Source organism: Kitasatospora sp. NPDC091276, assembly GCF_040684355.1.
Classification (GTDB): domain Bacteria; phylum Actinomycetota; class Actinomycetes; order Streptomycetales; family Streptomycetaceae; genus Kitasatospora.
On sequence record NZ_JBFBFU010000002.1, the window covers coordinates 337884 to 351938 of the forward strand.

The 14055-nt window shown below is 75.5% G+C and carries 13 protein-coding genes; 6 read left to right on the plus strand and 7 right to left on the minus strand.

Annotated features, from left to right (window positions below; genetic code table 11):
• Nucleotides 1-12: 12 nt before the first annotated feature.
• The 5 genes from AB0O19_RS03560 to AB0O19_RS03580 all read right to left on the minus strand — a co-directional run bounded on the left by AB0O19_RS03560 (nucleotide 13) and on the right by AB0O19_RS03580 (nucleotide 6837).
• Nucleotides 13-1068, minus strand: a complete 1056-nt coding sequence (locus AB0O19_RS03560; RefSeq protein ID WP_363617488.1) for a Clp protease N-terminal domain-containing protein — start codon at nucleotides 1066-1068, stop codon at nucleotides 13-15.
• A gap of 115 nt (nucleotides 1069-1183) precedes the next feature.
• Nucleotides 1184-2755 carry an APC family permease gene (locus AB0O19_RS03565; RefSeq protein ID WP_363617490.1) on the minus strand — a complete coding sequence of 524 codons (1572 nt, stop codon included), beginning with the start codon at nucleotides 2753-2755 and terminating at the stop codon, nucleotides 1184-1186.
• Nucleotides 2756-3187: 432 nt separating this feature from the next.
• Entirely contained in the window at nucleotides 3188-3604 is a 417-nt protein-coding gene (locus AB0O19_RS03570) for a hypothetical protein (RefSeq protein ID WP_363617492.1), read from the minus strand.
• Nucleotides 3605-3607: 3 nt separating this feature from the next.
• Complete coding sequence (locus AB0O19_RS03575) at nucleotides 3608-4162, minus strand: universal stress protein (protein ID WP_363617494.1); 555 nt, start codon at nucleotides 4160-4162, stop codon at nucleotides 3608-3610.
• Between the two features lie 275 nt (nucleotides 4163-4437).
• Nucleotides 4438-6837, minus strand: coding sequence for a DUF4118 domain-containing protein (locus AB0O19_RS03580; protein WP_363617496.1), 2400 nt, complete (start codon nucleotides 6835-6837; stop codon nucleotides 4438-4440).
• A 136-nt stretch (nucleotides 6838-6973) separates the two neighbouring features.
• On the opposite strand from AB0O19_RS03580, the gene AB0O19_RS03585 reads away from it, so the two are divergent.
• From AB0O19_RS03585 to AB0O19_RS03600, 4 genes are all read left to right on the plus strand, one after another.
• Nucleotides 6974-7321, plus strand: coding sequence for a GntR family transcriptional regulator (locus tag AB0O19_RS03585; RefSeq protein ID WP_363617498.1), 348 nt, complete (start codon nucleotides 6974-6976; stop codon nucleotides 7319-7321).
• The gene (locus AB0O19_RS03590; protein WP_363617500.1) at nucleotides 7318-8331 is read left to right on the plus strand and encodes a DUF1648 domain-containing protein; all 1014 of its coding nucleotides are present in this window, start codon (nucleotides 7318-7320) and stop codon (nucleotides 8329-8331) included. The genes AB0O19_RS03585 and AB0O19_RS03590 overlap by 4 nt, the downstream gene beginning before the upstream one ends.
• Nucleotides 8332-8450: 119 nt before the next feature.
• Nucleotides 8451-9212 carry a hypothetical protein gene (locus tag AB0O19_RS03595; protein ID WP_363617502.1) on the plus strand — a complete coding sequence of 254 codons (762 nt, stop codon included), beginning with the start codon at nucleotides 8451-8453 and terminating at the stop codon, nucleotides 9210-9212.
• A 129-nt stretch (nucleotides 9213-9341) separates the two neighbouring features.
• Nucleotides 9342-10181: an SAM-dependent methyltransferase gene (locus tag AB0O19_RS03600; RefSeq protein WP_363589115.1), complete on the plus strand. Its 840-nt coding sequence runs from the start codon at nucleotides 9342-9344 to the stop codon at nucleotides 10179-10181.
• Between the two features lie 11 nt (nucleotides 10182-10192).
• Here the strand turns inward: AB0O19_RS03600 and AB0O19_RS03605 are convergent, their stop codons facing one another.
• Both AB0O19_RS03605 and AB0O19_RS03610 read right to left on the minus strand, forming a co-directional pair.
• A complete protein-coding gene (locus AB0O19_RS03605) occupies nucleotides 10193-10933 on the minus strand; it encodes a response regulator transcription factor (protein ID WP_363617504.1) in 741 nt (246 codons plus the stop codon).
• Complete coding sequence (locus tag AB0O19_RS03610) at nucleotides 10930-12120, minus strand: histidine kinase (RefSeq protein WP_363617506.1); 1191 nt, start codon at nucleotides 12118-12120, stop codon at nucleotides 10930-10932. The genes AB0O19_RS03605 and AB0O19_RS03610 overlap by 4 nt, the downstream gene beginning before the upstream one ends.
• 132 nt (nucleotides 12121-12252) lie before the next feature.
• Between AB0O19_RS03610 and AB0O19_RS03615 the strand changes: the two genes are divergently transcribed.
• Complete coding sequence (locus AB0O19_RS03615; protein ID WP_363617508.1) at nucleotides 12253-13164, plus strand: ATP-binding cassette domain-containing protein; 912 nt, start codon at nucleotides 12253-12255, stop codon at nucleotides 13162-13164.
• Entirely contained in the window at nucleotides 13161-14036 is an 876-nt protein-coding gene (locus AB0O19_RS03620) for an ABC transporter permease (protein WP_363617510.1), read from the plus strand. Before AB0O19_RS03615 ends, AB0O19_RS03620 begins: the two co-directional genes overlap by 4 nt.
• Nucleotides 14037-14055: the final 19 nt, after the last annotated feature.

The window sequence follows — 14055 nt, forward strand, 5'->3', positions numbered from 1 at the left end:
CAGTTACAGCAATCAGGGGCGATCGGGCCGGTCGCCGCACAGGGCCTCGACCAGCCGCCGGGCCCGGGTCTCCTCCGAGAGCAGCGTCTCCACCAACGGCCCGGTTCCCGGCCTGTCCGCCGCGCCGGACAGGTAGGCCTCGACCGCCCGCGGGTCGGCCGCGAGCGGCACCCGCCCGGCGGTGAGCGCGGCGTGGGCCCGGGCGTAGTCCAGGCCGAGCCGGGCCAGCCGCACCCCGCCCGCGTGCCGCTCGGCCGGGTCGACGCCGCCCTCGCCGGCCAACTGCGGGTGCCGGCAGGCGACTTCGTGCACGGCGAGAACGGCCAGCAGCACGTGCTCGGTGCCGGGCGCACGGCGGCCGAGGCGCTGCGCCTGCCCGTCGGCCTCCAGCCGGACCCAGGCCATCGGCGCGGCCGCGATGTTCACCTTGGCGAAGCCGGGTACCAGCAGCCGCTTCCAGCGCGGCAGCCGGTACGGCGTGCGGCCGAGCAGCGCGTCCCGGGTGGGGCGCAGCAGCGGGTCGAGGTCGTCGCGGTCGGGGGCGCCCGGGGCACCGGGACCGTCCGGCGCGTCAGGGCCGGCGGGCGCCGCCAGTCGCTCCAGCACCGCTCCCCGCGCGACGCCCGCCGCGCGCAGCAGTTCGACGGCCCGGGCATGCGGATCGGCGAGCAGGGCGCGCAACAGGTGTTCGGCGCTGAACTTCCGCTCGCCGTCCTGCCGGGCCCGCTCCATGGCACCGGTCAGGGCGCGGGCGGCGGCGCCGCTGAGCAGCACGCCGCGCTCCCCGGTCGGGCCGAGCGCATCGCGGGCCGGCACGCTCGCGCCGGCCCCGTCGTCCGAGCCCCAGCGTGCCGTGTCGGCCCCGCCCTGGCGGTCGCGCAGGACGGCGAGCAGGGCGGTCGCGGTCGCCCCGGCGGCCGCCAGGGCCTCGCCGGCCGGGCCCTTCGCCCCGGCGACGGCGGCCAGCAGGTGTTCCGTCCCGAGGCGGCCGTCACCCCCGCCGCGCGCGCCCCGGGCCGCGCCCAGGACGCCGAGCGTGCGCCAGTCCGGTTCCAGCGTCGTCTCCATCCGGCCCCTCCCACCACGATGCTTTGCCCGAACTATATGCCTGCTTTGCTAGTCCTTTACACGTGACTGCGCGTCAAGGAAACGTCAGAACCAGCCGGTTCGGGGCACCGGCAACTCAGGGCGCGGAGGCCGGGTCGGCGGCACTCACCGGGACGTCCGGGTGGCGGAACCAGGACCCCTGCACCACCCGCTGCACCAGCATCAGCACCGCGCCGAGCAGCAGCGCGCCCAGCCCGATCACCGTCACCCCGCCGACCCGGCCGACGCCCGGCAGGTCGATCGAGGTGGCGCCGTAGTCCGGATCGGCGTAGACGTCGAAGGCGCCGTAGGCGAAGAAGTACAGCAGCATCAGGCCGCCGGCCAGCGGGAGCACGCCCTTGAAGACGAAGTCCCGGACGCTGCGGGTGAGGACCCGGCGGTAGTACCAGACGCAGGCGAAGCCGGTCAGGCCGTAGTAGAAGGCGATGCCGAGGCCGACCGAGGCGATCGAGTCGGCCAGCACGTTGCCGCTGATCGCGGTGAGCAGGACGTAGAAGGCGATCGACGCCAGGCCCATGGCGACCGTCGACCAGGTCGGGGTGCGGTGGCGCGGGTGCACCCGGGCGAAGCCGGTCGGGATGGCCCGGTGGGTGGCCATCGAGAAGGTGGTGCGGGCGGTGGGCAGGATCGTCGTCTGGGTGGAGGCGGCGGCCGAGGTCAGCACCATCAGGATCAGCAGCCGGCTGAGCACCGCGCCGATCCCGGTGGTGCCGAACACCGCGTCACCGAGGCCGGACAGCACGTCCCCCGAGTGCGCCGGGTTGCCGAGCCCGATGCCGTCCGCGCCGACCCCGGCGAAGGACTGCGCCGAGGTGGCGACCAGGACGTAGATGAGGAGCAGCAGCACGGTGGAGATGACGGCCGCGCGGCCGGGCGTGCGCGCGGAGTCGGCGGTCTCCTCGTTGACGGACACGGCGGTGTCCCAGCCCCAGTAGATGAAGACCGCGGCCAGCATGCCGGCGGTGAACGCCGAGGTCGAGGGCACGTTGAACGGGTTGAACCAGGACGCGTCGACGGGGATGGCGGTCGGGGGCGCGGCGGAGCCGTACGCCTTGACGAGCGCGGTGACCGAGAAGGCGACCAGCATCACCACCTCGACGGCCAGCAGCCGGCGTTGCAGGGTCGCGGACAGCTCGATGCCGACGTAGCAGATCGCGGTCATCAGGAGGATCCACAGCACCCCGGCGCTGGTCGTCCACACCCGGCTGTCCGCGAGCGAGTCCAGGCCGACCAGCCGGAAGCCGTACACCCCGGCGATCTGTGCCAGGTTGGCCATCACGATGACGTCGGCGACGACGATGCCCCAGCCGCCCATCCAGCCGGTGCGCGGGCCGAACGCCCGGGCGGCCCAGGTGAAGGTGGTGCCGCAGTCCGGGTCGGCGGCGTTGAGCTCCTTGTAGGCGTAGGCGATCAGCAGCATCGGGATGAACGCCAGGACGGTGACGACGGGCGCCTGGAGGCCGACCCCGACCACGACGATGCCGAGGGTCGCGGCGAGGCTGTAGGCGGGGGCGGTGGAGGCGAGGCCGATGCACACCGAGGACAGCAGGCCCAGGGCGCCGCTCTTCAGGCCCTTCTCGCCCGCCCCGGAACCCGTCGGACGGTCACGGGGACCGCCGGTCGGGGGGCTGGTCGGGGACGCCGACACTGGCCCCACCCCCTTGGGTGCGCAGCGGGGGCCGCGAGGACGGATCTGGTCGTCTCAGCGTACCGCCGCCCTCGGCGGGCGGCCCGGGGGCGGCGAGCGGGCGGCCCGGGGGCGGCGAGCGGGCGGCCCGGGGGCGGCGAGCGGGCGGCCCGGGGGCAGGACTGCCGGGCTACCGGGCTACCGGGCCTGCGGGCTGCGGGCTGCGGGGCTGGACGGACGACGCGCGGCGCGGGCCGTGGTGCGGTCGCGGCGGTGCCCGCCTGGCTCGGCGGGCCCGCTGTCCGAACGGCGACCGCTCCGCCGCCACGGCGCCGCGCGCCTCCTACCTGTTTTCCACCGGTTGCCGAGGGCTCCGGAGTACCGGCCGGAGCCCTGGTCTCGGCGTGGTCCGCCCGCCGGCCCGAAGGCCGGTGAGGGACCGTCTGTGGGGTTTCACCCGAGCTGGTCGAGGCGCAGCCGCGCCACCCGGACCGTCCGGCGCGGCAGGGTGGTGGGCAGGGCCACCAGCAGGGCGGTGGCGGTGAACATCGCGAAGTGCGAGCCCTCCGGCCAGGTCCCGGCCCAGCCCAGTTCGCCGTGCCGGTGCTCGGCGAAAGCGTTGCAGCACAGCCAGGCCGCCAGTCCGATCAGCGGCGCCGCCCGGGGCCGGGAGAAGGCGCCGAGCATCGCGCACAGGCCGAGGTAGGCGACGTGGGCGAGCCCGCCGGAGTGCAGTTCGCCGAGCCCGCCGAGGCCCATCGCCAGGACGCCGCCGGCGAGCAGCGCCACCGTGCCCGAGGCCGGGGCGGAGAGCCGCTCCAGGACCGGGTGGTAGCGCCGCCCGCCCGGCCGGGCCGCGTACATCCGCACGCCCTACCCCTTCGCGGCGACGAGTTCGGGCGCCGGGCCGACCGGCAGGTGCCACCGGGTGCGCCGGTGCAGCGCCTCCAGCTCGTGCAGCAGCTCGGGCACCGGGACGGTCAGCACCGGGCAGCCCGCCTCGCGCGCGCAGTGCGCCGTGACCGAGCGCCGCAGCCGGCGGCGCAGCAGGCCGCCGCTCCGGCCGAGGACCAGCAGGTCGTCCGTCCGGTCGGCGGCCTGGACGAGGGCGGGCCCGGTCTCGCCCCTGATCACCAGCGGGCGCAGCGGCACGCCGGGGTCGGCGCCGCCGAACGCCGCGTCGAGGGCGTCCCGCAGCCGCTGTTCGGCCGCCTCCCGCACCGCCGCGAGCAGCGGCGGGCACGGCGACCGGCGATAGCCGAGTTCGCCGCCGGGCGGCTCCCAGGCCAGCACCGGCACGAGTTCGGCGCCACGGCTGCGGGCTTCCGCCACGCCGCGGTGCAGGGCGGCGAGGCTGCCGAGCGATCCGCTGACCCCGACCACCACCCTGCCGGTGCCGCTGCCCTGGTGCCGCCCGTTGCCGTGCATGGTCCGTCCTCGCGTCGTCGTTCCGGTACCCGGCGTGTCGCCCGGTGTGTCACCTGGTGTGTCGTCCTCCACCCAACCGCCGCGCCGGCCGGCCGCCGCCCGTCCTTGACGCCTTCCTGACGCGCCGGGCCGCCTTCCCAACGCGCTCCATACGCCTGCCTCCCGCCGGCACCTGGTTTCACCCGTTCGGCGGACGGGAGCCGGGAGGCAGGAGACAGGAGCCGGGAGGCGACGCGGTGCCCCGGATACCGGATCACGGGCGATCAGCCGTAACGTCAGGCCGGGGCGCGGGCGAGGTCGAGGGTGTAGGCGGTGCCGCCGGCGGGAGACGGTTCGACGGTGAGCTCGCCGTTCATCGCCTCGACGAAGCCCCGCGCCACGGTGAGGCCGGTGCCGTCGGCGGCCGGGCCCGGGGCCCTCACCCGGAGGTGGATCCGCCCGCCCACCGCGCCCGCGTCCACCAGGGCGGGCCCGGCGGCCCCCGCCAGGAGGTCCGCGAGGGCGCGTTCCAGCAGGCCGGCGTCGGCGAGCACGGGCGGCAGGCCGTCCGGGAGGGCGAGGCGCACGTCGCGCTGCTCACCGCTCTGCTCGGCGGGCAGGGCGGCCAGCGCGGCGGCGAGCACCGGGGCCAGCGCGGTCGGACGCAGCAGCACCGGTTGCTCGCCGGCCCGCAGCCGGTCGAGGTCCAGCAGGTCGGCGACCAGGCCTTCCATCCGCCGCACCTCGGCGGCGATCCGCCGCCCCGGCGGCCCCGGCAGGTCGGCGGCCTCGCGGCGCAGCGCGGCGAGCGGGGCGCGCAGGTCCTGTCCGACGGCCTCCAGCAGCGCGGTGTGCAGGGCGTCGGTGTGGGCGAGGGTCTCGGCGGCGGCGGCCTGGGCGGCCAGCCGTTCGCGTTCCCGGGCCAGTCGCAGCTGGGTGACGTAGGGGCCGAGCAGTCGGGTGTCCTGCTCGGTGAGCGCCGGTCCGCGCAGCGCCAGGACGGCGTCCGGACCGAGGTCGACGGCGAGCGAGGCCTCTTCGGGGTGCTGCGGGAGGGCGGTGCCGGACGCGGCGGCGGGGCGCCAGAGCCGGCCGGTGCGGACCAGGACGACGGCGCCCTCCAGGCCGAACACCTGGCGCAGGTCGGCGACCAGGTCGGGCACTGCGCGGGCGCCGGATTCGGCCGCCGCCCCGGCCAGCCGGGCCAGCACCGCCGCTTCGGCGCGGGCCCGGTCGGCCTGCTGGGAGCGGCGGGTGAGGCCGTCGATGAGGTGGGCGATGATCCCGGCGACGGCGAGGAAGAGCAGCAGCGCGGCGAGGTCGGCGCCGCGGGTGACGGCGAGGCTGTGCCAGGGCGCGGTGAAGAAGTAGTCGGCGGCGAGCGCCCCGGCGGCGGTGCTGGCGGCGGCGGGCGGCAGGCCGCCGAGCCGGGCGGTGGCGGCGACGGCCAGCAGCAGGCAGAGCAGGGCGCCGGGGAGGGCGAGCGAGTCGCGCAGCGGGGAGAGCGCCCAGGCCAGGGCGGCCGTTGCGGCCGGGCCGGCCAGCCAGGCCAGGCGCCGGCGGCGCGGCGGGACGGCGGCCGGGCGGCGGCGCCGGGGTGCGGGCGGGACGGCGAGCAGGCCGGGTTGGGGCGGGGGGACGACCCGGACGTCGATCGGGCCGGCCAGCCGGATGACGCGGTTGATCACCGAGCCCGAGACCAGTTCGCGCAGGCGGCTGCGGCTGGTCGGGCCGAGCAGGATCTGGGTGGCGCTCTCGGCGTGGGCGAAGTCCACCAGGGCGCGGGCGGCGTCGTTGCCGTCGACCTCGATGTAGCCGCCGTGGAGTTCGTGCAGCAGGGCGCGCTGGCCGGCGAGGGCGGGCGGTTCGTGGACGGTGGCGCCGTCGTCGGGCCGGACGTGCACGCCGATCAGGTCGCCGTGGACCCGGGTGGCGGTGCGGGCGCCGCGGCGGATCAGGTGCTCTCCCTGCGGGGCCCCGTTGAGGGCGACGACGATGCGTTCCTTGGTCTCCCAGGGCGCCCGGATGCCGTGCCGGGCGCGGTAGTCGGCGAGTTCCTCCTCGACCCGGTCGGCCAGCCAGAGCAGGGCGAGTTCGCGCAGGGCGCCGAGGTTGCCGGCCCGGAAGTAGTGGTCGAGGGCGACGTCGATCCGGTCGGGCGGGTAGATCGCGCCCTGGGCCATCCGGGTGCGCAGGGCCTGCGGGCTGAGGTCGACGAGTTCGATCCGGTCGGCGGCGCGGACCACCTCGTCGGGGATCCGCTCGCGCTGGGCGACGCCGGTGATCTGCTCGACGACGTCGTTGAGGCTCTCCAGGTGCTGGATGTTGACGGTGGTGGCCACGTCGACGCCGGCGTCGAGGAGTTCCCGGACGTCCTGCCAGCGTTTGGGGTGGCGGCCGCCGGGGGCGTTGGTGTGGGCGAGTTCGTCGACGAGCGCGAGCTGCGGGCGGCGGGCGAGCAGGGCGTCGACGTCGAGTTCGGTGAGGGTGGTGCCGCGGTGGCCGACGGTGCGGCGGGGCAGCACGGGCAGGTCCCCGAGCTGGTGCTCGGTGCCCCGGCGGCCGTAGGTCTCGACCAGTCCGACGACGACGTCGAGGGCTTCGTCGTCGCGCAGCCGGCGGCCCTCGGCGAGCATGGCGCACGTCTTGCCGACCCCCGGCGCAGCCCCCAGGAACACCCGCAGTCGTCCGCTCACCGCCGTGCCGCCACCTCCTCGGTGTCCATGCTCCGCCGGGACGCCGGGGTGCGCGAGGGGACGGGCGCTCCGGCGGGTGCCGGGGGGCACGAGGGGACCGCCGCAAGATCCGGATGGTGCTATCGTCATTAGCACCATGTTGCTGAAGCTGGACACCGGTGACGCCCGTCCCCTGCACGAGCAGGTGGCGGGCGCGATCAGGCGGGCCGTCGCCGAGGGCGAGTGCGCCCCCGGAGACAGGCTGCCACCGGCCCGGGAGCTCTCCCGGGCGCTGGGCGTGAACACCAACACCGTCCTGCGCGGGCTGCGCACGCTGCGCGACGAGGGCGTGCTGGAGTTCCGCCGGGGCCGTGGCGTCACGGTCGCCGAAGGCGCCGAAGCGCGCTCCGAACTCGCCGATCGGGTAAGGCAGTTGGTCGCCGATGCGGCCCGGGCCGGCTACAGCAGGAACGATCTCGTGGACATGATCAGGGGGATGTCGTGACGGACGGGAAGCTCATAGCGAAGGAGCGCCGGGAGCCCGGGGCGGGGCGCGGCGCGCTCTGGGGCGCGGTGGCCTGGTCGGCGGGCGTCCTGGCCCTGCTGATCGCGCTGCCGTGGGCCGCGCGCCACCGGCTGCCGGACCCGCTCGCCACCCACTGGAGCGGACAGGACCCGGACGGCTCCATGTCGTTGACGGCCGCCGCGCTGTTCCCGGCGGGAGTCTGGCTGGTGCTGGTGCTGGCCGCCGCGGCCGCCCGCCGGTTCCGGGCCGGGACGGCGGGCGGCGCCACCGGGGCGGCACTGGCGGCCGTCGGGGTGCTCCTGACGGGGGCACAGACCTCCATCGTGCACGCCAACCTGGACCGCGCGCGCTGGCAGGAGGCCGCGCCGATGGGCTTCGAGGTGGTCGTCCTGGTCGTGGCGGCGGGCCTGGCCGGCCTGCTGACCTGGCTGGCCGTCCGCCCGCGCATCGACTCCCCGACCGGGGCGAGCCCGGCGGCCCGGATCCCGGCGCCGGCGACCGCGCCGGGCGAGCAGCTGGTCTGGCTCTCCCAGGCCGCCAACCCGTGGCTGCAACTGGGCGCCTCCGTCCTCGCCCTGGGCGCGCTGGTCGGCGTGCTGGCCCCGGCCAGCGGGCTGATGGAGTTCAGCTGGGCGACGGTCGTGCCGTTCGTCACCACCTCCCCCATCGTCCTGTGCTCGGCCTCGGTCAAGGCCCGGGTGACCGCGCAGGGCCTGTCCGTCGGCTTCGGCCCGTTCGGCTGGCCCAGCCGGCGCTGGTCCCCCGCCGACCTCGACTCGGCCCGCGCCGAGCTGCGCACCCCCGCCCAGGCCGGCGGCTGGGGATACCGCGTCAACGGCCTCGGCACCACCGTGATGCTGCGCCGCGGCGTCTGCCTGGTGGTCCGCACCCGGCGCGGGCGCGAGTTCGCCGTGAGCGTCGACGACGCCGAGCGCGGCGCGGCCCTGCTCAACTCCCTCATCGCCAGGTCCGCCAGCCCCACCGGCTGACCCCCGTCACGCCGCTGGGGCCCGTCTTCAAACCGCCCGTTCCGGTGGTGTGGACAGGGGTCGCACCGTGGGTACACCAGCTGACAGCTGCTCATAGTGCAGAGGGCAAGGAGGCGTCCGTGACCCACGAACGGCGGACGGCGGAAGACCCGGAGCGCGACGCGGTCGACGCCCGGGGAGGCACCAACCAGGACGAACGGACCATCACCTTCCTACGACTCGGCGTCGGACTGATCGGCATCCTGCTGCCGCTCGCACTACCCCTGGGGAACTGGCTGTTCGCCGAGCTCAGGGGCCAGAGCACGGCGGGATTCTGGCCGGCCTCGATGAGCGGCTCGTACTACACCAGCACCCGGAACCTCTTCGTGGGCGGCCTGTGCGCGCTCGGGGTGTTCCTGATCTGCTACCGCTTCGACCGCCGGGACGACCGCTGGAGCACCGCCGCCGGCGTGTTCGCGCTCGGGGTCGCCCTGTGCCCGACCGCGCCGCAGGGCGCCACCGCGTTCCAGAGCGCGGTCGGCCTGCTGCACTACGCCTTCGCCGGACTGCTGCTCTTCGTGCTGGCGATGTTCTGCGTCTACTCCTTCCGCAACCCGCGCTCCACCCAGCCGTCCTGGGTCAGCCGGGCCTACCTGGCGGCCGGGGTGCTGATCCTGGCGCTCCTGCTGCTCGCCGTCGTCGCCGGGGTGGCCGGCGTCGGCACGGACTGGGCCGTCCGCCCGCTGTACCTGTGCGAGTGGTTCTCGACCTGGGCCTTCGGTGCCGCCTGGACCGGCGCCGCGCTCGAACTCGCCGCCGCCGGTCGATCGTACGGACACCATCCGCTCCTCCCGGGGCAGAGCGGCTCCCCGACCGCCGGCAGCCCGGCGGCCCAGCCCTAGGATGCGCTCTTAAGGGGGCCTTAACCCCAAGAGATGGTCATCTTGTCGTCCCGTAACACCGTTACCATGCGCACCAAGGCCCGCCACCAGGGCGGCCGGTGACGGAACCCCAGCAACGGGAGGACGAGCATGTCGAACGAGGTCCGGGCAGGGCGCGGCCCGCAGGAGGAGTACCCGTCGGTGGATCTGCGGATGGACGTACCGCACTCGGCGCGGGTCTACGACTACCTCATCGGCGGCAAGACCAACTTCGAGGCGGACCGCGTCGCCGCGCACGCCTCGGTGCAGGCCTGGCCGTCGCTGCCGATCTCCATGCGCACCACCCGCGACTTCATGCAGCGCGCCGTCCGCCACCTCACCGAGGAGTACGGCGTCCGGCAGTTCCTGGACATCGGCACCGGCATCCCCACCTCGCCCAACGTCCACGAGATCGCCCAGTCGATCGCCCCGGACGCGCGGGTCGCCTACGTCGACAACGACCCGATCGTGCTCACCCACGCGCGGGCCCTGATGTCCAGCACGTCGCAGGGCCGCACCTGTTACGTGGACGCCGACTTCCGCGACCCGGAGTCGATCATCCAGAACCCCCGGCTGCGCGAGGTCCTCGACTTCTCCCAGCCGGTGGCGCTGTCGCTGATCGCCATCGTCCACTTCGTGCTCGACGAGGACGACCCGCAGGGCATCGTGCGCCGCTTCATGGACGCCCTGGCACCGGGCAGCTTCCTCGCCCTGACCGTGTTCACCGGGGACACCGACCCGGTGGGCGTGGGCGGCGTCGGCCGGGAGTACAACGCGCGCGGCATCCCGCTGCAGATCCGCGACCAGAAGGAGACCGCGGCCTTCTTCGACGGCTACGACCTCCTCGACCCCGGCGTCACCCTGGTCCACCACTGGCGCCCGGACGCCGGGGCCGCGCCGATCCGCGACCAGGACATCGCGATGTACGCGGGCGTGGCGATCAAGCGCTGAGCCTGCCGACGTCAGCCGGGGACGGCGACCAGGCCCGCCTCGTAGGCCAGGATGACGAGGTGGACCCGGTCGCGGGCGTCGAGCTTGGCGAGCAGCCGGGTCATGTAGGTCTTCACGGTCGCGATGCTGAGGACCAGTTCGGCGGCGATCTCGGTGTTGGACAGGCCCCGGCCGACCAGGGTGAGGATCTCCCGCTCCCGGCCGGTGATCGCGCCCAGCCGCCGGGCGGCCGGTGTCGGCGCGGGGGCCTGCACCGGCGCACCGGTCGGTGACGCGGCGATCGGTGACGCGGCGGCCGGGCCCGAAGCCGCCGCCGGGCCCGGAGCCGGCCGCTGGTCCGCGAAGGAGGAGATCAGCCGGCGGGTGACGCTCGGTGCGATCAGGGCGTCCCCGGCGGCCACCACCCGGACGGCGGCGAGGATGTCGTCCAGCGCCATGTCCTTGACCAGGAAGCCGGACGCCCCGGCGCGCAGCGCCGCGTACACGTGGTCGTCGTCGTCGAAGGTGGTGAGCACGACGACCCTGGTCGGCCCACCGCCGCCGGTGATCAGGCGCGTGGCCTCGATGCCGTCCATACCGGGCATCCGCAGGTCCATCACGACGACGTCGGGCCGCAGTTCGCCGGCCAGCCGGACGGCCTCGGCACCGGTGCCGGCCTCGCCGACCACCTCGACGTCGGCGGTCTCGGTGATGACCATCTCCAGCGCGGCCCGGACCAGCGGCTGGTCGTCGACCAGCAGGACGCGGGTCATGCGGTCACCTCCCCGGGGATCGGCAGTCGGACGGCGACCCGGAAGCCGCCCTCGGGGCGCGGCCCGGCCTCGAACTCGCCGTCCAGCAGGCCGACCCGTTCGCGCAGCCCGGCCAGGCCGAAGCCCCCGCCCCGACCGGTGCCGGTGCCGCGGCCCCGGTCGGTGATCTCCACCGCCACCTCGCCCGCCGTGCGGCGGTCGACCAGGACCTTGCAGGAGCGGGTGTCCGCGTGCCGCACCACGTTGGTGACGGACTCCTGGATGACGCGGAACGCCGAGAGGTCGATCTCCGGTGGCAGCGGGCCCTGTTCGCCCCGCCGCCGGACCTCGACCCGGACGCCGGCGGCGGTGGTCGCGGCGGCCAACCGGTCGAGGTCGGCCAGACCTTGAGGGGTGGTCGCCGACGTCGAGCCGTCGGCCTGGCGCAGCGCGACGAGCATCCGGCGCAGCCCGGCCAGGGTGTCCCGGCCGGCGTTCTCGATCTCGCCGAGCGCCTGCTTGGCCCGTTCCGGGCGGGTGTCGATGACCCGGCGGGCGGCGCCGGCCTGGAGCGCGACGATGCCGATGGTGTGGGCGACGGTGTCGTGCATCTCGCGGGCGATCCGCAGCCGTTCGGCGGTGACGGCCTCGGCGGCCGCCCGGGTGCTCAACGCCCGGGCGTGCTCGCGGTTCTGCCGCATCGAGCGGCCGACCAGCCAGGCGACCAGGGCGAGCAGCGCGGCGCCGTCGGCGGAGCCGACGTGGGTGCCGGTGAAGATGCCGACGGTGTTGCCGTGCACCAGGCCGATGTGCAGCACGAGCAGGCTCATCACCAGCGCGAACGCGGTCCGCGAGCTGCGGCGCGGCCGGGTGGCGGTGATCAGGCAGAGCGCGACGTCCACGGCCAGCAGGGAGGCCGGCGGCACCTGGGTGTCGGCGGCCCAGCCGTCGGTCTCCGTGAAGGCGGCGACGAACAGCAGGGCGACCGCGAGCACCGGAAGGCGGCGCACCAGCGCGGCGCCGGCGAAGGCCACCACCGTGGTGGCCAGGGTGAAGGCCAGTCCGCCGTGGGCGGCGGCCCCGCCGTGGTACCGGGCGTTGCCGCCGAGCAGGACGGCGGGGTAGGCGGCGGCCACGCACCAGGCGAGCCCGACCCAGACCTCGGGCGGAACGCGCCGGAACAGGGGCGGAGAGGGCGTCGCAAGCATACGAAGATCGTATCGGCGGCCTGAATCACCGTCATCGGACCGTGGTTGTACGACCGGGGGTGACAGCCGGGGCCCGCGGTGTCAGCGCCGGTCCGATGCGGCGGCCCGGCCCCGCCCGGCACCGTGGAGCCCATGATCGAAGTCACCGAGCTGACCAAGCGCTACGGCCGCACCGCCGCCGTCGAACGCCTCACGTTCACCGTCCGGCCCGGCCATGTGACCGGCTTCCTGGGCCCCAACGGCGCGGGCAAGTCCACCACCCTGCGGCTGATCCTCGGCCTCAACGACCCGACCGGCGGCACCGCCACCGTTGACGGCCGCCCGTTCCGGGCGCGGACGCGCGGCCTGCGCGACGTCGGCGCCCTGCTCGACGCGGGCGACGTCCACGGCGGGCGCACCGGCGCGGCGCACCTGCGGGCACTGGCCCGCGCCAACGCGATCCCGGCCGCGCGGGTCGAGGAGGTGCTGCACGAAGTCGGGCTCACCAAGGCCGCCGGTCGCCGGATCGGCGGCTACTCGCTGGGCATGAAGCAGCGGCTCGGCATCGCCGGCGCGCTGCTCGGCGACCCGCCGGTGCTGCTGTTCGACGAGCCGCTCAACGGCCTCGACCCGGAGGGCGTGCTGTGGGTCCGCGGCCTGTTCCGCCGCCTCGCCGAGGAGGGACGGACGGTCTTCGTCTCCAGCCACATGATGGCCGAGATGGAGCACACCGCCGACCGGCTGGTGGTGATCGGCCGGGGCCGGCTGATCGCCGACGAGAGCCTGGCGGAGTTCTCCGCCCGGGCCGACCGCACCGGCGTCACCGTCCGGGCGGCCGAACCCGACCGGCTGGCGGCCGTGTTGACCGCCGCGGGCGCCACCGTCCGCCCCGGCCCGGACGGCGCGCTCGCCGTGACCGGCCTGGACGCCACCCGGATCGGCGAACTCGCCCTGGAGCAGCGCCTGTTGCTGCACGCCCTGACCTCCCGCGCCGCCTCCCTGGAGGAGGCGTTCATGGAACTGACCGCCGACAGCGTCGACTACCTGGCCGGAGAGCCCCGATGATCACCGCGACCACCACCCCCCAGCCCCAGCCCCACCCCCACCCCCAGTCCCGTCCCCGGCCCCTCCCCCGGCCGCGCGCCCGCTTCGGCGACCTGCTCGCCGCCGAGTGGATCAAGTTCTGGTCCCTGCGTTCGACCGTCTGGGTGCTGGGCCTGAGCGCCCTGTTCGTCATCGCCGCCAACCTCAAGGCGGCCCGGTACACCTACGACCACTACACCGTCGGCGACGGCGATCCGGCGACCATGCTGCAGGTCGCGCTCGGCGACTCCTTCACCATGATCGCCGCCGACGTCGTGATGATCGTCGCGGGCAGCGTCGGCGCTCTCGCCCTGGTCGGCGAGTACGCGAGCGGGCTGATCCGCACCACGCTGGTGGCCGTCCCGGACCGCCGGGCCGTGATCGCCGCCAAGGCCTGCGTACTGACCGCGGTCATGCTCGGCTACGGCGCCGTCACCGCGGGCGTCTCCTTCGGTGCCTGCCAGGCGGTCCTCGCCGACACGCACATCGGCGTCTCCGTCACCGACCCCGCCGCGCTGCGCTTCGTCGCGGCCGCCGCCCTGTTCGCCCCGGTCTGCGCCCTCGCCGGATTCGCCCTCGGCGCGCTGATCCGGCACACCGCCGGAGCCGTGGTGGGCACCGTCCTGGTGCTGTTCTTCCTGCCGGCGTTCTTCAACGAGCGCTACCGCTGGTCGGCCGACCTCCTGCACGCCATGCCGCTCCAGGCCTGGCGCCGGCTGGCCCAGGTCGACCTGACCCACTCGCTGCCCTCGGCGCACCCGGCCACCGTCGCCGGATCCTGGGCCACGTTCGCGCTCTGGGCGCTCGCCTCGGTGGTGGTCGCCGTGGCCGTCGTCCAGCGCCGCGACCACTGACCCGCCGTCCGGCGGCGGC

What these genes read in the sequence shown, in the direction of transcription:
- AB0O19_RS03585 (WP_363617498.1), top strand. Translation starts at nt 6,974, where the DNA reads ATGTTGCTGAAGCTGGACACCGGTGACGCCCGTCCCCTGCACGAGCAG.
- AB0O19_RS03560 (WP_363617488.1), bottom strand. Translation starts at nt 1,068, where the DNA reads ATGGAGACGACGCTGGAACCGGACTGGCGCACGCTCGGCGTCCTGGGC.
- AB0O19_RS03615 (WP_363617508.1), top strand. Translation starts at nt 12,253, where the DNA reads ATGATCGAAGTCACCGAGCTGACCAAGCGCTACGGCCGCACCGCCGCC.
- AB0O19_RS03575 (WP_363617494.1), bottom strand. Translation starts at nt 4,162, where the DNA reads ATGCACGGCAACGGGCGGCACCAGGGCAGCGGCACCGGCAGGGTGGTG.
- AB0O19_RS03605 (WP_363617504.1), bottom strand. Translation starts at nt 10,933, where the DNA reads ATGACCCGCGTCCTGCTGGTCGACGACCAGCCGCTGGTCCGGGCCGCG.
- AB0O19_RS03620 (WP_363617510.1), top strand. Translation starts at nt 13,161, where the DNA reads ATGATCACCGCGACCACCACCCCCCAGCCCCAGCCCCACCCCCACCCC.
- AB0O19_RS03600 (WP_363589115.1), top strand. Translation starts at nt 9,342, where the DNA reads ATGTCGAACGAGGTCCGGGCAGGGCGCGGCCCGCAGGAGGAGTACCCG.
- AB0O19_RS03610 (WP_363617506.1), bottom strand. Translation starts at nt 12,120, where the DNA reads ATGCTTGCGACGCCCTCTCCGCCCCTGTTCCGGCGCGTTCCGCCCGAG.